Source organism: Streptomyces sp. NPDC059679, from assembly GCF_042734105.1.
Lineage (GTDB): Bacteria > Actinomycetota > Actinomycetes > Streptomycetales > Streptomycetaceae > Streptomyces.
In genome coordinates this window covers 71,116-93,093 of record NZ_JBHWES010000002.1, presented here as the reverse complement: position 1 = coordinate 93,093, position 21,978 = coordinate 71,116, and the positions used below count along the sequence as shown (strand labels likewise).

Genomic DNA, 21,978 nt, shown 5'->3' with positions numbered 1-21,978 from the left:
CACAGCCCCGGGACTACTCGGCCTCCAGCCATCCCTCGTATTCGGCCGCGTACGCGTCCAGCGCCGCCGGGTCCAGGGCCTTGGCCGGGTCCTCCACGACCACCAGCCACTGCGCGTCCTCCGCGTCGTCCTCGCCCGCCAGCGCGTCCCGGATCAGATGGGGTTCCTCGGCGAAGCCGAAGCGGTCGGCCAGGCCCTCGGCCACCTCCTCGGCCGCGTCGCGGTCGGGCAGGACGAGGACATGTCGTACGGGGTCGAGGCGTGCATCGGTCACCGGATCATTGTCGGGCATCCGGGGAGCGGGGCTGTCGGGGCTGTCGGCGGGTCGTGGGATGCTGGACGGCGATGGCCAGGAAGACGACGACCGACGATCCGCTCGCCCCCGTGACTCTCGCCGTGGGCCAGGAGGACCTGCTGCTCGACCGTGCCGTGCAGCAGGTCGTGGCGGCGGCCCGGGCCGCCGATCCGGACACCGATGTGCGCGACCTCATGCCCGACGCGCTGCAGCCCGGCACCCTCGCCGAGCTGACGAGCCCTTCCTTGTTCGCCGAGCGCAAGGTCGTGGTGGTGCGCAACGCACAGGATCTGTCGGCGGACACGATCAAGGACGTGAAGGGGTATCTGAGCGCCCCCGCCGAGGAGATCACCCTCGTGCTGCTGCATGCCGGCGGCGCCAAGGGCAAGGGGCTGCTGGACGCCGCCCGCAAGGCGGGCGCGCGCGAGGTCGCATGCCCGAAGATGACCAAGCCGGCCGACCGGCTGGCCTTTGTGCGGGCGGAGTTCCGGGCCACCGGGCGGTCCGCCACGCCGGAGGCGTGCCAGGCGCTGGTCGATGCCATCGGAAGCGATCTGCGCGAGCTGGCGAGTGCCTGCGCGCAGCTTGTCGCCGATGTGGAGGGCACGATCGACGAGGCCGTCGTCGCCCGCTACTACACGGGCCGTGCCGAGGCGTCCAGCTTCACCGTCGCCGACCGCGCGGTCGAAGGGCGCACCGCCGAGGCCCTGGAGGCGCTGCGCTGGGCCGTGTCCACGGGCGTGGCCCCGGTGCTGATCACCAGCGCCCTCGCGCAGGGCGTGCGCGCCATCGGCAAGCTCGCCTCAGCGCCGCGCGGTGCGCGCCCCGGCGATCTGGCGCGTGAGCTCGGCATGCCGCCGTGGAAGATCGACCGGGTGCGGCAGCAGATGCGCGGCTGGTCGGCGGATGGCGTGGCGGTGGCGCTGCGCGCCGTGGCCGAGGCCGACGCGGGGGTCAAGGGTGGCGGCGACGACCCGGAGTACGCGCTGGAGAAGGCGGTGGTCACCGTCGCCCGTGCCGCCCGAGCGGGCCGCTAGGCCCCTTCTCCCACGGAGATCCGGCAGAGATCCGGCAGAGGTCCGGCGGAGGTCCATCAAGGGTCTGGCAGAAAAGCCCCGGACCCGCCCGGGGCGACCGGACGGGTCCGACGGTGACAGCCCGCGCGGGTGCCGCTTCGGGCCGACTGGCCAACTGGCCGACTACTTCTGCAGCTTCTCCAGCGTCCCCTTGGCGCTCGCCTTGAGCATTTCGGTGATCTCGGCATTGCTCTTGACCGGGCTGTCCGACGAGCTGGACGCGTACTGCGACCACGTCGTCTGGTACGTCATCCAGCCGTCGCGCACCCCGAGGATCACATAGGCACTGGTGTTGCTGGTGCCCTCGTACTCCTGGGCCACCACATACGCCTCGTCGCCGACACCGCTGACCTCGGACACCTTGTAGTGGGTGGTGGAGGTCTTCTGGTTCTTGTACGACATGTAGGTCGCCTTGAACTCGGGCGTGGGGTCCGTCTTCCGGTGCAGATACGCCGTCGTGTAGAGCCAGGCGGAGGAGTAGTCGCTGCTGGACGAGGAGCTGGGCTCGTAGTCGACGTTGCAGGTCATCGAGTCCATGGCCGGGTCCTCCGAGCTGCTGTGCTGCGGATTGGTCCCGCTGGTCGAGTCCTTCTCCTTGAAGGAGGCGTTCTCGATGGGGGTCAAGTCGCTGGAGGAGCACAGGTTGCCGGCGTACTGGTAGGTCCCCAGGTCGGCCTTCTTCTCGCCGCTCCCGAAGCCGCCGGTCGAGAACACGACCCCGGCCCATACCGCCGAGGCGACGACCGCCCCGCCCAGGCCCCACAGCCAGCCCTTGCCCCGGCCGCCGGGGTTGCCCGGCCCGGCGGGCGGCATGGGCGGCTGACCGCCCATCGGGCCGTAGCCGGCCCCGGCCGCAGTCTCGGGTGTGGACCAGCCACCGGCCCCGGGAGGCGCGGGAGGACCAGGGGGGCCCGGGGGCATCGAGGTGACGGCGGGCATGGCGGGCATCGTCGGCTGCGCGTACGGATACGGCGACTGTCCCTGCTGCGGGCCCTGCGCGTAGGGGTTCGGCTGTGGGGCCGGTGCGCCTGGCTGAGGTGGCTGGGGCTGCTGCGGCGGCCCGTACGGGTTGGGAGACTCCCCCGGTATCGACATGACGTGAACATACCCGATAAAGGCCAAAACCCCCACGCTGCCCTGGGGAAACGTCCCGCCACCGCGGAGCCATTGCGGAATGCGCCGGACGCTCTGGTGCCGCAGTGAATGAGCGCCCGCGTCCGCCTGCCTGCGGGCCGGGCCGGGCGCCTGACGCTGTGGGGTGGGCTGCTCATGGCGGGGGTGGCGGCCGCCACCCTGGTGCACTACGCGTGGGTGCCGCCGGGGAACGTGGCGGCGCGGATGCCGTTCGACGTGCCGACGACCTTCGACGGGGACGCCGTGCGGTGGATCGAGGACGCGGACACCCTGCGGGTCTGCGATCAGACCCCTGATGGGGTGGGCATACGGGCGTACGTCTTCACTCCGGCCGGCACGGACATCTGGGCCGACGGCGGGGACGCTCTCATCAAGGGGAGCGACACCAGTGACGACGGGGTATGCGAGGAGTCCTCGCGCGATATCCACGAGGCGGCACACCTCTCGCTCAGAGTCTGCAAGAGCGGCAAGGCCGGTGAGCCGCCCGGCAGGTGCTGGCGCGTGCGGCTGTGGTGACGGCTCTGGTGACGTCCGGGACACAGCAATGCCCCCGGAGTGGGCCCGGGGGCATTGAAACGTAGCGTGGCGTACTACGAAGACTGTCCGTGATTCGAGGTAGAGGGCTCGAATGTTCCCACGGCGGGGTGGGGCGGTGGCCCCCGGAATCAGCCCTGGAGGCCGGCGACCTGGCTGGCCAGGGCCGACTTCTTGTTGGCGGCGTTGTTCTTGTGGAGGACGCCCTTGCTGACGGCCTTGTCCAGCTTCCGGGACGCGACGCGGGCGGCGGCGGTGGCCTTCTCGACGTCACCGGCGGCGACGGCCTCGCGGGTCCGACGGATCGCGGTCTTCAGCTCGGACTTGACGGACTTGTTGCGCAGGCGCGCCTTCTCGTTCGTCTTGTTCCGCTTGATCTGGGACTTGATGTTCGCCACGTAAAGAGCCTTCGCAGGTTCGTTGGATTTCGCTGTTTCGTTTCGCATCCGGTGTCACTCGCGAGAGCGGCACGAGACACAGTCGACCAGGTTACCAGCAGGCTTCGCGGCCTCCTAAACGGAGCCGCATCCGTACCGAACCCGGGCGCCGTCGCCGTACCGAACCCGGGCGCGGTCGCCAGTCGTGGGACCATGGACTGACGACTGACTGACATCACTGACTGACAACACCGAGTCCCGCCTAGACACAGGACCCTGCGTGCCCGCGACCCCTACCAATGTGCCGGAGCCGAGCCGTACCGACCCGGCTCTCATCCGTAACTTCTGCATCATCGCGCACATCGACCACGGCAAGTCGACGCTCGCCGACCGGATGCTCCAGCTGACCGGTGTGGTCGAGCAGCGGCAGATGCGCGCGCAGTACCTCGACCGCATGGATATCGAGCGCGAGCGCGGCATCACGATCAAGTCCCAGGCGGTCCGGCTGCCCTGGGCACCCCAGGGCGGGGATCAAGGCGGGGATGCGGGCGCCACCCACATCCTCAACATGATCGACACCCCTGGCCACGTGGACTTCACCTACGAGGTCTCGCGCTCCCTCGCGGCCTGTGAGGGCTGCATCCTGCTGGTCGACGCGGCCCAGGGCATCGAGGCGCAGACCCTGGCCAATCTCTACCTGGCCCTGGAGAACGACCTCACGATCATCCCGGTCCTCAACAAGATCGACCTCCCGGCCGCCCAGCCCGAGAAGTACGCCGCCGAGCTGGCCCACATCATCGGCTGCGACCCCTCCGATGTGCTCAAGGTCTCCGCCAAGACCGGTGAGGGCGTGGCCGAACTGCTGGACGAGGTCGTCAGGCTGGTCCCGGCCCCGGTGGGCGTCAAGGACGCCCCGGCCCGAGCCATGATCTTCGACTCGGTCTATGACGCGTACCGGGGCGTCGTGACCTACGTCAAGGTCGTCGACGGCACGCTGGGCAAGCGCGAGCGCATCAAGATGATGTCCACCGGCGCCGCCCATGAGCTGCTGGAGATCGGCACCAACTCGCCCGAGATGACCCCTGCCGACGGACTGTCCGTCGGTGAGGTGGGCTATCTGATCACCGGGGTGAAGGACGTCCGCCAGTCCAAGGTCGGCGACACGATCACCCAGTTCACCCGCGGGGCGACCGAGGCGCTGGGCGGCTACAAGGACCCCAAGCCCATGGTCTTCTCCGGGCTGTATCCGCTGGACGGCTCGGACTACCCGGAACTGCGCGAGGCGCTGGACAAGCTCCAGCTCAACGACGCCGCGCTGGTCTACGAGCCGGAGACCTCGGCGGCCCTCGGCTTCGGCTTCCGCGTCGGCTTCCTCGGCCTGCTGCATCTGGAGGTCATCCGTGAGCGTCTGGAGCGCGAATTCGGTCTCGATCTGATCGCCACCGCGCCCAATGTGATCTACCGCGTGGACATGGAGGACGGCTCCGAGCACACGGTGACCAACCCCAGCGAGTTCCCCGTGGGCAAGATCGACAAGGTGCACGAGCCGGTCGTACGGTCCACCATCCTGGCCCCGAGCGAGTTCATCGGCGCGATCATGGAGCTCTGCCAGAACCGCCGCGGTGTGATGCTCGGCATGGACTACCTCTCCGAGGACCGGGTCGAGATCCGCTACACCCTTCCGCTCGCCGAGGTGGTCTTCGACTTCTTCGACCAGCTGAAGTCCAAGACCCGCGGCTATGCCTCGCTCGACTACGAGCCCACCGGCGAGCAGGTCTCCGACCTGGTCAAGGTCGACATCCTGCTGCACGGCGACAAGGTCGACGCGTTCTCCGCGATCACCCATAAGGACAAGGCGTACGCGTACGGCGTCCGGCTGGTCGCCAAGCTGCGCGAGCTGATCCCGCGGCAGAACTTCGAGGTGCCGATCCAGGCCGCCATCGGCAGCCGGGTGATCGCCCGCGAGACGGTCCGCGCCATCCGCAAGGACGTGCTCGCCAAGTGCTACGGCGGTGACATCTCCCGGAAGCGGAAGCTGCTGGAGAAGCAGAAGGAAGGCAAGAAGCGGATGAAGATGGTCGGCAGCGTGGAGGTCCCGCAGGAGGCCTTCATCGCGGTGCTGTCCTCCGACTCCGAGGGTGACGCGAAAGCGAAGAAGTAGGGCGGGCCGGCGGGCAGTGGGTCCGGCGCGCGGCGCGCCAGGCCCACTGCCCTCGTTGCACGACTGCTTCCCCACGTTTAAGGACTGGCGCGCCCTAAGTTTCAACAAGGTGGCCGAAGCCCCCTTACGCGGTACGGTTCCGGCCCTTACCCTGATCACTGCTCAAAGGTTACTCGCGAGTTAATAAGCGCGAGGCAAGCGAGACAAGCACTGAGGCGGGCTCCGGAGGATGCCGTGACCGTGACCGACACGAAGACTTTGCTCGAGAACCGCCCGCCGTCCCTGGCGACGCACTTCCTCCAGCGCGTCGAGGCGACGCCGGACGCCGAGGCCTACCGCTATCCGGTCCCGCCCGCCTCGGGCGAGGGCCCCGACGACTGGCAGCCCCTGACCTGGCGCGAGACCGCGGACCGGGTCTTCGCGATCGCCGCCGGCCTGATCGACCTCGGCGTCCGCCCCGAGGAACGGGTGGCGCTGGCCTGCTCCACGCGTATCGAGTGGATCCTGACCGACCTCGGGGTGCTCTGCGCGGGCGCGGCGACCACCACGGTCTACCCGAACACCAACGCCGAGGAGACGGCCTTCATCCTCTCCGACTCCGGCAGCCGGGTGCTGATCGCCGAGGACGGGGCGCAGCTGGCCAAGGCGCGGGAGCAGCGCGAGGAACTTCCCGACTTGGCCCATGTCGTGGTGATCAAGGCCGAGGACGCGATCCCCGCCGAGGGCGACCCCGAGGGCTGGGTGCTCTCGCTCGCCGAGCTGGAGAAGCGCGGCACGGCCCACCTCGACAACCACCCGGACGCGGTGCGCGAGTGCATGGACGCGCTCCGCGCCGACCAGCTGGCCACGCTCATCTACACCTCCGGTACCACCGGGCGCCCCAAGGGCGTACGTCTGGCGCATGACACCTGGTCGTACATGGCCATCGTGATCGGCAATCTCGACGGGATCCTCTTCGAGGACGATGTGCAGTATTTGTGGCTGCCGCTGTCGCATGTCTTCGGCAAGGTGCTGACGGCGGGGCAGGTGTACGTCGGCCACACGACGGCCGTGGACGGCCGGCAGGACAAGATCATCGAAAATCTGCCGGTGGTCAGGCCCACCTACATGTGCGCCGTGCCGCGGATCTTCGAGAAGGTCTACAACGGCGTGGCGCAGCGGGCCCGCGCGGGCGGCGGCGCCAAGTACAAGATCTTCCAGTGGGCGGCCGAGGTCGCCCGCGAGTACGCCAAGACCTCCCAGGACAACTTCCGCCGCACCGGCACGGCCTCCGTGCCCATGGGCCTCAAGGCCAAGCACGCCGTCGCCGACAAGCTGGTCTATGCCAAGCTGCGCGAGGCGTTCGGCGGGCGGCTGCGGGCCGCGGTGTCCGGCGCGGCCGCGCTCGCGCCCGACATCGGCTACTTCTTCGCCGGCGCCGGCATCAACATCCTGGAGGGCTACGGGCTCACCGAGACCAGCGGCCCCGGCTTCCTCAACCCCGTGGAGTACCGCACCGGCACGGTGGGCAAGGCGTTCGCGGGCCTGGAGGTGCGGGTGGCCGAGGACGGCGAGATCCTGATGCGCGGACCGTCGATCATGCAGGGCTACCACGGGCTGCCGGAGCTGACCGAGCAGGTGCTGGAGTCCGACGGCTGGTTCCACACCGGAGACATCGGCGAGCTTTCGCCGGACGGCTATCTCACCATCACCGACCGCAAGAAGGATCTGATCAAGACCTCGGGCGGGAAGTACGTCGCGCCGGCCGAGGTCGAGGGCCAGTTCAAGGCGGTGTGCCCGTTCGTCTCCAACATCCTGGTGCACGGCGCGGACCGCAACTACTGCACCGCGCTGATCTCCCTCGACGAGCCCACGATCATGGACTGGGCGCGGGAGCACGGCCTGGAGGGCAAGTCGTACGCCGAACTGGTGGCCACGGACGAGGTGCGGGAGCTGATCGACGGCTATGTGCGGCGGCTCAACGAGGGGCTGCAGCGCTGGCAGACGATCAAGAAGTTCCGGCTGCTGCCGCGCGACTTGGACGTCGAGCACGGTGAGCTCACGCCGAGCCTGAAGCTCAAGCGACCGGTGGTCGAGCGGGAATACAAGGACCTGCTGGAGGATATGTACGCGGGCACGAGGGAGAACTGAGCGGACGTATGTGGCGGGTATCCCGGGCCGGGGTGTCGGGCGGGGGTGTCGGGTGGGGCTGATGCGCCACCCGAGGCGTAACATCCGCACAGGTGCCGCAGCTCCGACACACTGTTCACCTGATTTTTCCCCTCATCGCGGCTCACTTGCGTAACTCGGCGCATATGAGGGCGGCATGTCTGCCACTCTGTCGGTGTCGGACTACGGCGTTAGGCCGGGACTGCTCAGGAGCCGCACAGTGGGGACGCCTTCTTCTGCCACACCTGCTTCTGTCACACCTGCTTCTGTCACATCTGATCCGGCGCCGGGGGCGGTGCCGGGCGTAGTGCCCCGCCCCCGGCCCGGATCCGGGCCGGGGCCGGCGCTCGTGGCCGTGCCCGGGGCCGTACCGGCCGCTCGGATCGCCGCCGCGCGCACCAGCCTGCCCGGCAATCCGCTGGCGGCCTCCGCCGCGCGCCGGTTCGCGCGCACGGCCCTGGCGGACTGGACCTCGCTCGACTTCCCCGCCGTCGGCCGGATTCCCGACCGGGTCGCGGACGAGGTCGTACTGCTGGTGAGCGAGTTGGTCACCAACGCCGTGGTGCACGCCGGGACGGCGGTCGAGGTGAGCTGTGCGCTGGACGTCTTAACCGGGGACGGCGAAGTGCCCTCCGTGGTCGTGGAGGTGACGGACCATCACCCCACCCGTTTCCTGCGCGGTGAGCCCCCCGACGAGGGCGAGGACCCGGTGTGCGCCGGGCACGGGCTGCGGCTGGTCGCCGAGCTCGCGGAATGCTGGGGCACGGCCTATCGCCGGGACAGCAAGACGGTGTGGTTCCAACTGCCCGTCACCGCGGTCGAGTCCGTCGCCCTTCCGGGGGAACCACTTTCAGACGGCTCATTGCCGACCGATCTGCCCACCGCCTCGGGCGACGGCCCCCTGAAGGACGGCTCCCTCAACGGCGCCTCCCTGAAGGGCGATCCGTCGAGTGGCGACACACTGAACGGCGACTCGCGCGGCGATGCGTACGCCGTCGAGCTCCTGGCCCCCGACCCCCGGCGCGTCGGCGGGCGCGACGCCGACGCCGACTGGATCCGCGAGGGCGCGCTGTCCTTCCTCGCCGAGGCGTCCGAGCTGCTGGTCGGACAGTTCGACGAGGACATGGTGACCTCGCTGGCCGCCCAGCTGCTCGTACCGCGGTTCGCCGACTGGAGCGCGGTGTGGCTCGACACGGAAGGCGGCCCGCCGCGGCTCGCCCAGGTGTGGCACGCGAGCGAGAGCCGGATCGAAACCCTCCGCCAGCTGCTCGAGAAGGAGCCGCCGGCCCTGCCCGCCACCGCACGCGGCCGGGCCGTGCCCTGGCAGTGGCCCAGCGACCCCTCCGCGTACGGGCCCGGCGGCGCGGCCCTGGCCTGCCGCCTGATCGCGGGCGGGCGCACCGTCGGCACGCTGCTGCTCGGCCGGGCCGGGCTGATGCGGGTGCCGGGCGAGGTGGCCGGACTGGTCGAGGACTTCGCCCGCCGGGTCGCGCTGGCGCTGGCCTCCGCCCGGCAGTACACGCGCCAGGAGACGATCAGCCGGGTGCTCCAGCGCGGCCTGCTGCCGTCCCGTATCGCGCGGATCCCGGGCGTGGAGTCGGCGGTGGTGTACGAGCCGACCGGCGGCACCTCGGCCGGGGGCGACTTCTACGACATCTTCCCCGCGGGGAACGGCCGTTGGGTCTTCGTCCTGGGCGACGTATGCGGCAACGGGCCGGAGGCGGCCGTGGTGACCGGGCTGGTACGGCCCTGGCTGCGGCTGCTGGCGCGCGAGGGGTACGACGTCGGGGCGGTGCTGGAACGACTCAACCGGATGCTCGGGGAGGAGGCCGTCGAGGCCGCCGTCGAGGGCGCGGCGGAGGCCGTGGCCGCGGGCGTGGGGTTGTCGGTGGGCGGTGGGGTGTCGCGGTTCCTGTCGCTGCTGTACGGGGAGCTGGTGCCGCTGGGCGAGGAGGGCAAGGACGGCATCCGCTGCACGCTCGCCAGCGCGGGACATCCGCTGCCCCTGGTCCTGCGGCCCGACGGGTCGGTGCGCACGGTCGCCGAGCCGCAGATCCTGCTGGGCGTCGTGGACGACGTCGCGTACCAGAGCGAGACCTTCGAGCTGGCGCCCGGGGAGACGCTGGTGTGCGTGACGGACGGGGTGACGGAGCACAGATCCGGCGCCCGGCAGTTCGACGACGGGGACGGGCTGGCGTCGCTGCTCGGCGACTGCGTGGGGCTGGACGCGAGCGATCTGGCGGAGCGGATCCGCCAGGCGGTGCACGCGTTCGCGGTCGAGCCGCCGGACGACGATCTGGCGATGCTGGTGCTGCGGGCGCGGTAGGAAGCGCTCCGGACGGCCACGCGGCGGAGCCGCGGAGCCGCGTACCGGGCGGCTCCCCGGCCTGACACCGGGGCTCCGCCCCCGCCAGGGGCCTGGGTCCGGCCCAGCCCCTGGCGGGGCGGGCCCCTGGACCGCGAGGCGTCCGGCCGCGGGCCTCCCGGCCGCGCGGCGTTCGGCGCGCTGCGCCGATGGCGGACAATGGGGGGCATGCCTTCCGTACTGCCCGATGGCGAGCCCATGCCCGAGGACGGCGCGCTGCCCGTGAGCGCCGTGGCCGGGGCAGCGAACCGGCCGCTCGGGTTCTATCTGCATGTGCCCTACTGCGCGACGCGCTGCGGCTACTGCGACTTCAACACCTACACCGCCACTGAGCTGCGCGGATCCGGCGGCGTGCTCGCCTCGCGCGACAACTACGCCGACATGGTCGTCGAGGAGGTCCGCCTCGCCCGCAAGGTGCTGGGGGACGACCCCCGTCCGGTCGAGACCGTATTCGTCGGGGGCGGCACCCCGACCCTGCTGGCGGCTGCCGACCTCGGGCGGATGCTCGGTGCCATCCGGGACGAGTTCGGGCTGGCGGAGGGGGCCGAGGTCACCACCGAGGCCAACCCGGAGTCGGTCGACCCGCGCTATCTGGAGCGGCTGCGGGCGGCCGGGTTCAACCGGGTGTCGTTCGGGATGCAGAGCGCCCGGCAGCACGTGCTGCGGGTACTGGACCGCACCCACACCCCGGGCCGCCCCGAGGCGTGCGTGGCCGAGGCGCGGGCGGCCGGATTCGACCATGTGAACCTGGACCTGATCTACGGCACGCCGGGGGAGCGCGACGAGGACTGGCGCGCCTCGCTGGAGGCCGCGCTGGGCGCCGGGCCCGACCATGTGTCGGCGTACGCGCTGATCGTCGAGGAGGGCACCCAGCTCGCCCGGCGGATCCGGCGCGGCGAGGTGCCGATGACCGACGACGATGTGCACGCCGATCGCTATCTCATCGCGGAGGAGATGCTGTCGGCGGCCGGGTTCCGCTGGTACGAGGTGTCGAACTGGGCCACGTCGGTCGCCGGCCGGTGCCGTCACAACGAGCTGTACTGGCGCGGAGCGGACTGGTGGGGCGCCGGCCCCGGCGCGCACAGCCATGTGGGCGGTGTGCGCTGGTGGAACGTGAAGCACCCCGGCGCCTACGCACAGGCCCTGAGCGAGGGCCGGTCCCCGGGGGCCGGCCGCGAGGTGCTGACCGACGAGGAGCGCCGGGTGGAGCGGATCCTGCTGGAGCTGCGGCTCGCGGAGGGCTGCCCGCTGGACCTGCTGGCCCCGGCGGGCGCCGCCGCGGCGTCCCGGGCCGTGGCGGACGGCCTGCTGGAGCAGGAGCCGTACGGCGCGGGCCGGGCGGTGCTCACCCTGCGAGGGCGGCTGCTGGCCGACGCGGTGGTGCGCGATCTGGTGGACTGACGCCTGATCCGAGGTGCCCGCCCGACCCGAGGCCCGGAGGACGACCCGGCGCGCCCGCCCGACCCGAGGCCCTGACCTGACGTCGGACGACCGACCCGGACCCCACAGGCCCACAGACCCACAGGCCCCCTACGGCCCGGCCGGGCCGCCCACGGTCACATGGTCGATCAGCTCCTCCACCCGCCCCAGCAGGGCCGGCTCCAGGTCCTTGTACGAGCGGACCGAGGACAGGATCCGCTGCCAGGCCGCCCCCGTGTTCTCGGGCCACCCCAGAGCCCGGCACACACCCGTCTTCCAGTCCTGGCCGCGCGGCACCGCCGGCCAGGCCGGAATGCCGACCGAGGAGGGCTTCACGGCCTCCCATACGTCGATATAGGGGTGTCCGACGATCAGTACGTGCTCGCCGGTGACCTCGGCCGCGATACGGGACTCCTTGGTGCCCGGGATCAGATGGTCGACCAGCACGCCGAGACGGGCGTCGGGGCCGGGGGAGAAGTCGCGGACGATCGCGGGCAGGTCGTCGATCCCCTCCAGGTACTCCACGACCACGCCCTCGATGCGCAGATCGTCCCCCCACACCCGCTCGACGAGCTCCGCGTCATGGCGCCCCTCCACATAGATGCGCCCCGCGCGGGCGACGCGCGCGCGGGCCTGGGGGAGGGCGAGGGAGCCGGAGGCCGTGCGGCGCGGGCCCGTGGGGGCGGCGGCGCGGGGGCGTACCAGGGTGACGACGCGACCCTCCAGAAGGAAGCCGCGCGGCTCCATGGGGAAGACCCGATGTTTACCGAAACGGTCCTCCAGAGTCACCGTGGGGCCCTGCGCGGTCTTCTCGCAGCGGATCACGGCGCCACAGAACCCGGTGGTGACCTCCTCGACGACCAGGTCGGGCTCGGCGGGCACCTCGGGCGCGGGCGCCTGGCGCTTCCAGGGCGGGGTCAGGTCCGGGTCGTACTGTCGCATCCGCATGACCCTAGCGCCGTGGCGGCGACCTCAGGAGGACACGCCGGAACGAGCCGTGAGTTCAGCGGCCGAAACGAGCCGCGAGTTCATCGCGCTGCGCCCGGACGAAACGGGCGTCCACGGCGGCGCCGTGCCCCGGGACGTACACCGCGTCCTCACCGCCGAGGGCGAGCAGCCGGTCCAGGGCGGCGGGCCACTGGCCTGGGATCGCGTCGGGGCCCGCCTGGGGCGGCCCCGACTCCTCGACCAGATCGCCGCAGAAGACCACCTCGGGCTCGCCCGGGGCCCGGCCGGGGACGAGGACGGCCAGGTCGTGGGCAGTGTGGCCGGGGCCCACGTTCGCCAGCAGGACGGGCCGGTCGCCCAGGTCCAGGGTGAGCTCGCCGCACACCAGATGGTGCGGGCGTACGAGATGGTCGGCGGCCCCGGCGGCGGCACCGGGGTCCAGGCCGTGGCGCACCGCGTCGTCGCGCAGCGCGTCCCGTTCGCGGCGCAGCAGCTCGTCGAGCCCGGCCGCCCCGTACACCTCGCAGCCCGCGAAGGCGGCGGTGCCGAAGACATGGTCGAAGTGGGGATGGGTGAGGGCGATGTGGGTGGGCCGGCGGCCGAAGAGCCGGGTGACCTCGCGCCGAACCCAGGCGCCCTCGGCCAGGTCGGCGCCGGTGTCGACGACCAGGACGCCGGTCCGGCCGGCGATCGCGCCGACGGTCGCGTCCCAGCCGGGCAGACGGCACCGGACGACGGACGGCGCGAGATCTTCCCAGCGCGCCTCTTCCCAACGGGTGTCCATACGGAGACGCTAGCTCCAGCGGTGGCAAAGCGGCGGCTCTTGCCCCGGCCACGGCACCCCGCCGTACACTGGCTGAGGGGTTCTGGCACTCGTGACCATTGAGTGCCAGGGGGAATACCTGATGAGACGGCTGGACTGGAGGTGCGCGCGGTGCTCAGCGAACGCAGACTCGAGGTACTGCGTGCGATCGTCCAGGACTATGTGGGCACGGAGGAGCCGGTCGGCTCCAAGGCGCTCACCGAGCGGCACCGGCTGGGCGTCTCCCCGGCCACGGTGCGCAACGACATGGCGGCCCTGGAGGACGAGGGCTATATCGCCCAGCCGCACACCAGCGCCGGGCGCATTCCCACGGACAAGGGCTACCGGCTGTTCGTCGACAGACTGGCCGGGGTGAAGCCCCTGTCCACGCCGGAGCGGCGGGCCATCCAGAACTTCCTGGACAGCGCCGTGGACCTGGACGACGTGGTGGGCCGTACGGTCCGGCTGCTCGCGCAGCTGACCCGGCAGGTGGCGGTGGTGCAGTACCCCTCGCTGACCCGCTCGACGGTCCGCCATGTGGAGCTGCTGGCCATGAGCCCGGCGCGGGTGATGCTGGTGCTGATCACCGACACCGGGCGGGTCGAGCAGCGCATGGTGGACTGTCCGGCGCCCGTGAGCGAGGAGTCGCTCGCGGACCTGCGGGCCAGGCTGAACAGCCGGGTCGTGGGCCGGCGGTTCGCGGATGTGCCGCAGCTGGTGCAGGATCTGCCCGAGTCCTTCGAGCAGGAGGACCGGGGTGCCGTCTCGACGGTCCTGGCCACCCTGCTGGAGACGCTGGTCGAAGAGACCGAGGAGCGGCTGATGATCGGCGGCACCGCCAATCTCACCCGCTTCGCGCATGATTTCCCCCTGACGATCCGGCCCGTGCTCGAAGCGCTTGAGGAGCAGGTCGTGCTGCTCAAGTTGCTGGGCGAGGCGAAGGACTCGGGCATGACCGTACGGATCGGTCATGAGAATGCTCACGAGGGCCTGAATTCCACTTCGGTCGTGGCAGTCGGCTACGGTTCGGGCGACGAGGCGGTCGCCAAACTCGGCGTGGTCGGACCGACCCGCATGGACTACCCCGGAACGATGGGAGCGGTACGCGCAGTGGCACGTTACGTCGGACAGATCCTGGCGGAGTCGTAAGTGGCGACGGACTACTACGCAGTCCTGGGCGTGCGGCGTGATGCCTCACAGGACGAGATCAAGAAGGCATTTCGCCGGCTCGCCCGTGAGCTGCATCCGGATGTGAATCCGGATCCCAAGACCCAAGAGCGGTTCAAGGAGATCAACGCCGCCTACGAGGTCTTGTCCGATCCTCAGAAGAAGCAGGTCTACGACCTGGGCGGAGACCCGTTGTCCGCCGCGGGCGGCGGGGGCGGCGCGGGCGGCTTCGGCGCCGGCTTCGGCAACTTCTCCGACATCATGGACGCCTTCTTCGGCACCGCGTCCCAGCGCGGCCCGCGGTCCAGGACCCGGCGCGGCCAGGACGCCATGATCCGCCTCGATATCGAGCTGACCGAGGCGGCCTTCGGGACCACCAAGGACATCCAGGTCGACACCGCGGTCGTCTGTACGACGTGCAGCGGCGAGGGTGCGGCGCCCGGCACCACGGCGCAGACCTGTGACATGTGCCGCGGCCGGGGCGAGGTGTCCCAGGTGACGCGGTCCTTCCTCGGCCAGGTCATGACCTCCCGGCCGTGCCCGCAGTGCCAGGGCTTCGGCACCGTGGTGCCGACCCCGTGCCCGGAGTGCGCGGGCGACGGGCGGATCCGCTCGCGCCGGACGCTGACCGTCAAGATCCCGGCCGGTGTGGACAACGGCACCCGGATCCAGCTCGCCGGCGAGGGCGAGGTCGGCCCGGGCGGCGGCCCGGCGGGCGATCTGTACGTGGAGATCCACGAACTGCCGCATCCGGTCTTCCAGCGCCGGGGCGACGATCTGCACTGCACGGTGACCATCCCGATGACGGCGGCGTCCCTGGGCACGAAGGTGCCCCTGGACACGCTCGACGGCCGGGAGGACGTCGACATCCGGCCCGGCACCCAGTCCGGCCAGTCGATCCCGCTCCACCAGCGCGGCGTCACCCACCTGCGTGGCGGCGGCCGAGGCGACCTGATCGTCCACGTCGAGGTGCAGACCCCGTCCAAGCTCGACCCGGAGCAGGAGGAGCTGCTGCGGCGGCTGGCCAAGCTGCGGGGCGAGGAGCGGCCGACGGGCGAATTCAAGCCAGGGCAGCAGGGGTTGTTCTCGCGCTTGAAGGATGCGTTCAACGGACGGTAGGCGCCCCCGGCCGGGGGTCCGGGGGTTGCCCCCCGGGGGAATGCAGTAAGCCAGGGCAGCAGGGGTTGTTCTCGCGTTTGAAGGATGCGTTCAACGGACGGTAGGCGCCCCCGCGGGCCTGAGGCGGCCCTGAGCGGCACCGAGCCGAGTACGGATTCACGCGGAGGACATGACACGATGTCGCCATGTCCTCCGCGTTGACCGATCTCTTTCGGTACCCGATCGTGCAGGCCCCGATGGCGGGTGGGGCCTCCTGCCCGCAGTTGGCCGCCACCGTCTCCGAGGCTGGTGGCCTCGGGTTCCTCGCCGCCGGCTACAAGACGCCGGAGGCGATGTACGAGGAGATCAAGCAGCTGCGGGGGCAGACCGCCCGGCCCTTCGGCGTGAACCTGTTCATGCCACACGCGCTCACCGCCGACCCCGCCGCCGTGGAGGTCTACCGGGAGCAGCTGGCCGGGGAGGCGGCCTGGTACGACACCCCGCTGGGCGACCCCGACGCGGGCTCCGACGACGCGTACGACGCCAAGCTGGCGATACTCCTCGACGACCCGGTCCCGGTCGTCTCGTTCACCTTCGGCTGCCCCGCCCGCGCCGTGCTCGACGCCTTCGGGAAGGTCGGGACGCGGACGGTGGTGACCGTGACCTCGCCCGCCGAGGCGCAGGCCGCCCAGTGGGCGGGCGCCGACGCCGTATGCGTGCAGGGTGTCGAGGCGGGCGGCCACCAGGGCACCCACCGCGACGACCCGCGCGCCGACGGGACGGGCGCCGGGCTCGGCCTGCTGTCGCTGCTCGCGCTGGTCCGGGAGATCGTGCAGATTCCGGTCATCGCGGCGGGCGGGCTGATGCGCGGCTCGCAGATCGCCGGGGTGCTGGCGGCGGGCGCGGTCGCGGCCCAGCTGGGGACCGCGTTCCTGGTCTGCCCCGAGTCGGGGGCCAACGCCCTGCACAAGCGGGCCATGACCGACCCGGTCTTCGGCCGTACGGAGCTGACCCGCGCCTTCTCCGGGCGCCCCGCGCGCGGGCTGGTCAACCGCTTCATGCGCGAGCACGGCCGGTACGCCCCGGCCGCCTACCCCCAGGTGCACCACCTCACCTCGGGGCTGCGGAAGGCGGCGGCGAAGGCCGGCGATCCGCAGGGCATGGCGCTGTGGGCGGGGCAGGGGCACCGGCTGGCCCGGGAGCTGCCCGCCGCGCGGCTGGTGGAGGTGCTGGCGGCCGAACTGGACGCGGCACGTGAGGGTTTGGGCGTTACGTGGGACAGAGGGGCGGTGTCGTGACCGCCCCTGTCTTCCTGGCCGACTCCCTCGCGGGGGCGGCCGTAGGGGCGCGGCTGGCGCTCGAGGGACCGGAGGGGCGGCATGCCGTGTCGGTGCGCCGGCTGCGCGTGGGCGAGCCGGTGGTGCTGACGGACGGGGCCGGTACGGGCGCCTTCGGCGCCGTGGCGGCCGTCGAGGGCAAGGACCGGCTGCTGGTCGAGGTGGCCGAGGTACGCCATGAGGTGCCGCCGAGCCCGCGGATCACCGTCGTCCAGGCGCTGCCGAAGGGGGACCGCGGCGAACTGGCAGTGGAGACCATGACGGAGACCGGCGTGGACGCCATCGTGCCCTGGACGGCGGCGCGTTGTGTGACCCAGTGGAAGGGCGACCGCGGCCTGAAGGCGCTGGGAAAGTGGCGCGCGACGGCCCGGGAGGCGGGCAAGCAGTCGCGCCGGCTCCTCTTTCCCGAGGTGATGGACGCGATGACAACCCGCCAGGTTGCTCGGCTTCTGGCCGAATCCGACTTCGCGGCCGTGCTGCACGAGGAGGGCGCCGAGCCGCTTGCGACCGCGCCGCTGCCCGCCGAGGGCAGCGTCGTGCTGGTGGTCGGCCCTGAAGGGGGCGTATCGCCCGAGGAGTTGGCGGCCTTCGCCGAGGCGGGGGCGCGTCCGTACCGCCTGGGCCCGACCGTGCTGCGCACCTCCACGGCCGGAACGGCGGCGGTCGCGCTGCTGTTGGGCCGCACGGGCCGCTGGGGCTGACGTAACCCCGGCCCGGACGGGCCCGGATGGCCCCCACCCGGCGGATCATGTGGCCGAGGTTGCTCTTCCGGTTCCCCCCGCTCCGGTGGGAACCTTTTCTTATGGGGGCAATGAGGCATCAAAGGAACGCGCTCTTCGCGGTGGTGGCGGCGGCTCTGACGATCGTCGCCGTGGCGGCGTGCGAGCCCAGGGACGACACCGGGCTCAACGCCATCGGGGTGGCGGTCACCACGGACCGGGTCAGCACGCGCGCGCTCGAAAAGGGCGGTATCGACGTGCGGTGGATGACGTGCAACGCGGACGTGAAGGGTAAGCACACGTCCGGCCCGTCGCAGGACGCGAAGGCATCCGTCCACTGCCGGGGCAAGACCGATGACGACCGCACCATCAAGGTCAGCGGCACCGTCACCTACGAGCGCAAGAACATCTGCGTTCGGGGCGATCTGACCGCCAAGGTGGACGGGCACCAGGTCTTCCAGGCCAGTGTGATCGGCGACTGCAACGCGCGGAAGACGAAGCATCCCCGGCCGTCCGGGCACACCACCCACCCGTGGGACCGGAAGACCACGGCGGGCAGCGACAAGTAGGCGGGACGGGCAGGCGGCACAGGCAGGCGGGACAAGCCGGCGCCAAGGGCACCATGCGGTTCCGGCGCGCGCCCTCCGGGCGTCCCGGTAGCATCCGGTTCCGTACCAGCCGACGTTGCGTAAGGAGCCACCGGTGGCGGGAGAACCGCAGGCCGACTGCCTGTTCTGCAAAATCGTCTCGAAGGAGGTGCCGGCGACCGTCGTCCGCGAGACCGAGACGACCGTCGCCTTCCGGGACATCAACCCCCAGGCGCCGACCCACGTCCTGGTGATCCCCAAGGTCCACTACCCGGACGCCGCCTCCCTCGCGAACGCGGAGCCGCAGATCGCCGCCGACATACTGCGCGAGGCGGGTGCGGTCGCCGCCGACGAAGAGATCGACGCCACCGGCTTCCGCGTCATCTTCAACACCGGCTCGGGCGCGGGCCAGACCGTCTTCCACGCGCACGCCCACATCCTGGGCGGCCGCGGCTTCAACTGGCCCCCCGGGTAATCCCGTTGTCCGTACGCGAACTGGTCGTCCTGGGCACCGCGAGCCAGGTGCCGACCCGGCACCGCAACCACAACGGCTATCTGCTGCGCTGGGACGGCGAGGGCATCCTCTTCGACCCCGGCGAGGGCACCCAGCGCCAGATGGTGCGGGCAGGGGTCGCGGCCCATGACATCAACCGGATCTGTGTCACCCACTTCCACGGGGACCACTCGCTGGGCCTGGCCGGGGTCGTCCAGCGGATCAACCTGGACCGGGTGCCGCACCCGGTGACCGCGCACTACCCGGCGAGCGGACAGCGCTTCTTCGAGCGGCTGCGGTACGCGACCGCGTACCGCGAAACCGTGTCGCTGGCCGAGGCGCCGGTGGCGGGGGAGGGCGGCGTCCTGGTGCGGACCGCCGCGTACACGCTGGAGGCGCGCCGGCTCTCCCACCCGGTCGAGTCCTACGGCTACCGGCTGATCGAGCCCGACGGCCGCCGCATGTTGCCGGACCGGCTCGTGGCGCACGGCATCCGCGGGCCGGAGATCGGCCGGCTGCAGCAGGAGGGGGCGCTGGAGCGGGAGGGGCGCACGGTCACGCTGGAGGAGGTCAGCGAGGTGCGGCGCGGACAGCGCTTCGCCTTCGTCATGGACACCCGGCTGTGCGAGGGCGCCCATGACCTGGCCCAGGGCTGCGACCTGCTGGTGATCGAGTCCACCTTCCTGGACGAGGACGAGCCGCTGGCGGTCGAGTACGGGCATCTCACCGCCGGACAGGCGGCTCGGCTGGCCGCGGAGGCGGGGGTGCGGCATCTGGTGCTGACCCACTTCTCACAGCGGTACGGCGACCCCACCGACTTCGAGCGCCAGGCGCGGGCGGCGGGCTTCGAGGGGGAGCTCACGGTGGCGCAGGACCTGATGAGCGTGGTGCTGCCCAAGCGGCGCTGATCGCCCGGGGCGCCCGCCGCTGTCAGTGCCATCGGGCAGACTGGCGGCAACTGTATTCATCCACATTCATCCGCATCGCATTCACTGAACGAGATTCATGGAACGGGACCGGCGACGAGGCCGGTCCGATCTGGGAGCGCACGGTGACCACAGACCACGGCCAGCCGCTCGCGGCGGCGTACCCGGCGGAGTACCCCCTGCTCGACCCGCTCGAGGCCGTCCGCAGACCCGGTGACCCGGCCTGTGACGTCTATCTCACCGGCTCGGTCTTCCTGGACATCATCTTCACCGGCCTCGACTCCGCCCCCGTGCGCGGCACCGAGTCCTGGGCCCGCGGTATGGGCTCCAGCCCCGGCGGGGTGGCCAATATGGCCACCGCCCTGGCCCGCCTGGGTCTGCGTACCTCCCTCGCCGCCGCCTTCGGCGACGACATGTACGGGGACTACTGCCGCGACGCCCTGGACCGCGGCGAGGGCATCGACCTGTCGCTGTCCCGTACGGTGCGCGGCTGGCACTCCCCGGTGACCGTGTCCATGGCCTACGAGGGCGAGCGGACGATGGTCTCCCACGGCCATGAGGCGCCGCCGCCGGAGGAGCCCGCCCCCAGTTGCCCGCCCCCGGCCCGCGCCGCCATCGCCTCCCTGGTCCCGGGGAGCCGCGAGGAGTGGGTCACCCAGGCCGTCGGCCACGGCAGCATGGTCTTCGCGGACGTCGGCTGGGACGACACCGGCCGCTGGGACCCGGCCGACCTGGCCGATCTCGAGCACTGCGAGGCGTTTTTGCCGAACGCGGCCGAGGCGATGCGCTACACCCGCACCGAATGCCCGCGCGCCGCCGCCCGCGCGCTCGCCGACAGGGTGCCGCTCGCGGTGGTCACCCTCGGCGCCGAGGGGGCGTACGCGGTGGACGGGCGCACCGGCGAGACCGCCGAGGTGCCCGCGATCGCCGTGGAGGCCCTGGATCCGACCGGCGCGGGCGATGTGTTCGTCGCGGGCTTCGTCACCGGCACCCTCGCCCAGTGGCCGCTCGCCGACCGGCTGGCCTTCGCGGGCCTGAGCGCCGCGCTGTCGGTGCAGGAGTTCGGCGGCTCGCTGTCGGCCCCCGGCTGGGTGGAGATCGCCGCCTGGTGGCAGCACGCCAAGTCGTACGACGACCAGGACCCCTCCGCGCTGCGCCGCTACGCCTTCCTGGACCGGATCCTCCCGGCCGCCGCCCGTCCCTGGCCGCTGCGCCGGGCCGTGCCCACGATCGGCTTCCGGCAGGCGTGACGGAGAGGCATGAGGGAGTGGAGTAAAAGCACTCGGGTCTTGTCAGTGCTCCGTCGTACCCTTGTACTCGAGGTTGTCGAGCAACGAGAACCCCGTAAGAGGAGGTAGGAGCAGGCCTCAGAGCCGGCCCATGACGCAACCAACCACAGCACGCCAGGCGCATGCGCAGTTCACGGTCCCGACCAAGCACCCGATGGTCATGGTGCTGGGATCGGGCGATTCGCTGCTGCGCGTCATCGAAAAGGCCTTCCCGGCGACCGACATCCATGTGCGGGGCAATGAGGTCAGCGCGACCGGGGACCCCGCGGAAGTCGCCCTCATCCAGCGCCTGTTCGATGAGATGATGCTGGTGCTCCGCACCGGTCAACCGATGACAGAGGACGCGGTGGAGCGCTCGATCTCCATGCTGCGCGCGGCGGAGAACGGCGAGAGCGGGGTGGAGACCCCGGCCGAGGTGCTCACGCAGAACATCCTCTCCAACCGTGGGCGCACCATCCGCCCGAAGACCCTCAACCAGAAGCGCTACGTCGACGCCATCGACAAGCACACCGTCGTCTTCGGCATCGGCCCGGCCGGTACCGGCAAGACCTACCTGGCCATGGCCAAGGCGGTCCAGGCCCTGCAGTCCAAGCAGGTCACCCGGATCATCCTGACCCGGCCGGCGGTCGAGGCGGGCGAGCGGCTCGGCTTCCTGCCCGGCACGCTCTACGAGAAGATCGACCCGTATCTGCGTCCGCTGTACGACGCGCTGCACGACATGCTCGACCCCGACTCCATCCCGCGCCTGATGGCCGCGGGCACGATCGAGGTCGCGCCGCTGGCCTATATGCGCGGCCGCACGCTCAACGATGCGTTCATCATTCTCGACGAGGCCCAGAACACGAACCCCGAGCAGATGAAGATGTTCCTCACCCGGCTCGGCTTCGACTCCAAGATAGTGATCACGGGTGATATCACCCAGGTCGACCTCCCGGGCGGGACCAAGAGCGGTCTGCGCCAGGTGCGGGAAATCCTGGAGGGCGTCGAGGACGTCCACTTCTCCATGCTCACCAGCACCGACGTGGTCCGCCACAGGCTGGTCGGCCGTATTGTCGACGCGTACGAGCTGTACGACAGCCGGAACGGAAAGTAAAACAACACTC

20 protein-coding genes are annotated in these 21,978 nt (G+C 71.2%); 15 read left to right on the top strand and 5 right to left on the bottom strand.

Annotated elements, in window-relative coordinates:
- Window positions 1-13: 13 nt before the first annotated feature.
- Entirely contained in the window at window positions 14-292 is a 279-nt protein-coding gene (locus tag ACFV2X_RS03010; RefSeq protein ID WP_385610642.1) for a hypothetical protein, read from the bottom strand.
- Between the two features lie 53 nt (window positions 293-345).
- Here ACFV2X_RS03010 and holA point away from each other — a divergent pair, with 53 nt between their 5' ends.
- Window positions 346-1,332, top strand: a complete 987-nt coding sequence (gene holA, locus ACFV2X_RS03005; RefSeq protein ID WP_385610639.1) for a DNA polymerase III subunit delta — start codon at window positions 346-348, stop codon at window positions 1,330-1,332.
- 162 nt (window positions 1,333-1,494) lie between these two features.
- Here the strand turns inward: holA and ACFV2X_RS03000 are convergent, their stop codons facing one another.
- On the bottom strand, window positions 1,495-2,466 hold the full coding sequence (locus ACFV2X_RS03000; RefSeq protein WP_385610636.1) for a hypothetical protein: 972 nt from the start codon (window positions 2,464-2,466) through the stop codon (window positions 1,495-1,497).
- Between the two features lie 108 nt (window positions 2,467-2,574).
- On the opposite strand from ACFV2X_RS03000, the gene ACFV2X_RS02995 reads away from it, so the two are divergent.
- Window positions 2,575-3,021: a hypothetical protein gene (locus tag ACFV2X_RS02995; RefSeq protein WP_385610633.1), complete on the top strand. Its 447-nt coding sequence runs from the start codon at window positions 2,575-2,577 to the stop codon at window positions 3,019-3,021.
- Between the two features lie 149 nt (window positions 3,022-3,170).
- Here the strand turns inward: ACFV2X_RS02995 and rpsT are convergent, their stop codons facing one another.
- Window positions 3,171-3,437, bottom strand: a complete 267-nt coding sequence (rpsT, locus tag ACFV2X_RS02990; protein ID WP_089506760.1) for a 30S ribosomal protein S20 — start codon at window positions 3,435-3,437, stop codon at window positions 3,171-3,173.
- A 259-nt stretch (window positions 3,438-3,696) separates the two neighbouring features.
- Between rpsT and lepA the strand changes: the two genes are divergently transcribed.
- From lepA to hemW, 4 genes are all read left to right on the top strand, one after another.
- On the top strand, window positions 3,697-5,577 hold the full coding sequence (gene lepA / locus ACFV2X_RS02985) for a translation elongation factor 4 (protein ID WP_385610628.1): 1,881 nt from the start codon (window positions 3,697-3,699) through the stop codon (window positions 5,575-5,577).
- Between the two features lie 240 nt (window positions 5,578-5,817).
- Window positions 5,818-7,707 carry an AMP-dependent synthetase/ligase gene (locus ACFV2X_RS02980; RefSeq protein WP_385610626.1) on the top strand — a complete coding sequence of 630 codons (1,890 nt, stop codon included), beginning with the start codon at window positions 5,818-5,820 and terminating at the stop codon, window positions 7,705-7,707.
- Window positions 7,708-8,074: 367 nt separating this feature from the next.
- Window positions 8,075-10,051, top strand: a complete 1,977-nt coding sequence (locus ACFV2X_RS02975) for a SpoIIE family protein phosphatase (RefSeq protein ID WP_385610624.1) — start codon at window positions 8,075-8,077, stop codon at window positions 10,049-10,051.
- Window positions 10,052-10,249: 198 nt separating this feature from the next.
- On the top strand, window positions 10,250-11,491 hold the full coding sequence (hemW, locus tag ACFV2X_RS02970) for a radical SAM family heme chaperone HemW (RefSeq protein ID WP_385610621.1): 1,242 nt from the start codon (window positions 10,250-10,252) through the stop codon (window positions 11,489-11,491).
- 129 nt (window positions 11,492-11,620) lie between these two features.
- Here the strand turns inward: hemW and ACFV2X_RS02965 are convergent, their stop codons facing one another.
- Both ACFV2X_RS02965 and ACFV2X_RS02960 read right to left on the bottom strand, forming a co-directional pair.
- A complete protein-coding gene (locus ACFV2X_RS02965; protein WP_385610618.1) occupies window positions 11,621-12,451 on the bottom strand; it encodes a DUF3097 domain-containing protein in 831 nt (276 codons plus the stop codon).
- A 61-nt stretch (window positions 12,452-12,512) separates the two neighbouring features.
- Complete coding sequence (locus tag ACFV2X_RS02960; RefSeq protein ID WP_385610616.1) at window positions 12,513-13,241, bottom strand: MBL fold metallo-hydrolase; 729 nt, start codon at window positions 13,239-13,241, stop codon at window positions 12,513-12,515.
- Between the two features lie 150 nt (window positions 13,242-13,391).
- Here ACFV2X_RS02960 and hrcA point away from each other — a divergent pair, with 150 nt between their 5' ends.
- From hrcA to ACFV2X_RS02915, 9 genes are all read left to right on the top strand, one after another.
- Window positions 13,392-14,408 (top strand): heat-inducible transcriptional repressor HrcA, encoded by a 1,017-nt coding sequence (hrcA, locus tag ACFV2X_RS02955; RefSeq protein ID WP_358636095.1) that lies wholly within the window; start codon window positions 13,392-13,394, stop codon window positions 14,406-14,408.
- Entirely contained in the window at window positions 14,409-15,545 is a 1,137-nt protein-coding gene (gene dnaJ / locus ACFV2X_RS02950) for a molecular chaperone DnaJ (protein ID WP_385610612.1), read from the top strand.
- A gap of 185 nt (window positions 15,546-15,730) precedes the next feature.
- A complete protein-coding gene (locus ACFV2X_RS02945; RefSeq protein WP_385610609.1) occupies window positions 15,731-16,822 on the top strand; it encodes a nitronate monooxygenase in 1,092 nt (363 codons plus the stop codon).
- Entirely contained in the window at window positions 16,819-17,562 is a 744-nt protein-coding gene (locus ACFV2X_RS02940; protein ID WP_385610606.1) for a 16S rRNA (uracil(1498)-N(3))-methyltransferase, read from the top strand. Before ACFV2X_RS02945 ends, ACFV2X_RS02940 begins: the two co-directional genes overlap by 4 nt.
- Before the next feature lie 110 nt (window positions 17,563-17,672).
- Entirely contained in the window at window positions 17,673-18,149 is a 477-nt protein-coding gene (locus ACFV2X_RS02935; protein WP_385610604.1) for a hypothetical protein, read from the top strand.
- A gap of 133 nt (window positions 18,150-18,282) precedes the next feature.
- Window positions 18,283-18,642, top strand: coding sequence for a histidine triad nucleotide-binding protein (locus tag ACFV2X_RS02930; RefSeq protein ID WP_385610603.1), 360 nt, complete (start codon window positions 18,283-18,285; stop codon window positions 18,640-18,642).
- A gap of 5 nt (window positions 18,643-18,647) precedes the next feature.
- The gene (locus tag ACFV2X_RS02925) at window positions 18,648-19,568 is read left to right on the top strand and encodes a ribonuclease Z (protein ID WP_385610600.1); all 921 of its coding nucleotides are present in this window, start codon (window positions 18,648-18,650) and stop codon (window positions 19,566-19,568) included.
- 143 nt (window positions 19,569-19,711) lie between these two features.
- Window positions 19,712-20,836 carry a PfkB family carbohydrate kinase gene (locus ACFV2X_RS02920; RefSeq protein WP_385610597.1) on the top strand — a complete coding sequence of 375 codons (1,125 nt, stop codon included), beginning with the start codon at window positions 19,712-19,714 and terminating at the stop codon, window positions 20,834-20,836.
- A 130-nt stretch (window positions 20,837-20,966) separates the two neighbouring features.
- Window positions 20,967-21,968, top strand: a complete 1,002-nt coding sequence (locus tag ACFV2X_RS02915) for a PhoH family protein (RefSeq protein WP_385610594.1) — start codon at window positions 20,967-20,969, stop codon at window positions 21,966-21,968.
- Window positions 21,969-21,978 lie beyond the last annotated feature (10 nt).

Coding starts and splice junctions, on each gene's coding strand:
- ACFV2X_RS02995 (WP_385610633.1), top strand. CDS start 2,575: ATGAGCGCCCGCGTCCGCCTGCCTGCGGGCCGGGCCGGGCGCCTGACG.
- ACFV2X_RS02915 (WP_385610594.1), top strand. CDS start 20,967: ATGACGCAACCAACCACAGCACGCCAGGCGCATGCGCAGTTCACGGTC.
- ACFV2X_RS02945 (WP_385610609.1), top strand. CDS start 15,731: ATGTCCTCCGCGTTGACCGATCTCTTTCGGTACCCGATCGTGCAGGCC.
- holA (WP_385610639.1), top strand. CDS start 346: ATGGCCAGGAAGACGACGACCGACGATCCGCTCGCCCCCGTGACTCTC.
- ACFV2X_RS03010 (WP_385610642.1), bottom strand. CDS start 292: ATGCCCGACAATGATCCGGTGACCGATGCACGCCTCGACCCCGTACGA.
- ACFV2X_RS03000 (WP_385610636.1), bottom strand. CDS start 2,466: ATGTCGATACCGGGGGAGTCTCCCAACCCGTACGGGCCGCCGCAGCAG.
- ACFV2X_RS02935 (WP_385610604.1), top strand. CDS start 17,673: ATGAGGCATCAAAGGAACGCGCTCTTCGCGGTGGTGGCGGCGGCTCTG.
- ACFV2X_RS02965 (WP_385610618.1), bottom strand. CDS start 12,451: ATGCGACAGTACGACCCGGACCTGACCCCGCCCTGGAAGCGCCAGGCG.
- ACFV2X_RS02960 (WP_385610616.1), bottom strand. CDS start 13,241: ATGGACACCCGTTGGGAAGAGGCGCGCTGGGAAGATCTCGCGCCGTCC.
- hemW (WP_385610621.1), top strand. CDS start 10,250: ATGGGGGGCATGCCTTCCGTACTGCCCGATGGCGAGCCCATGCCCGAG.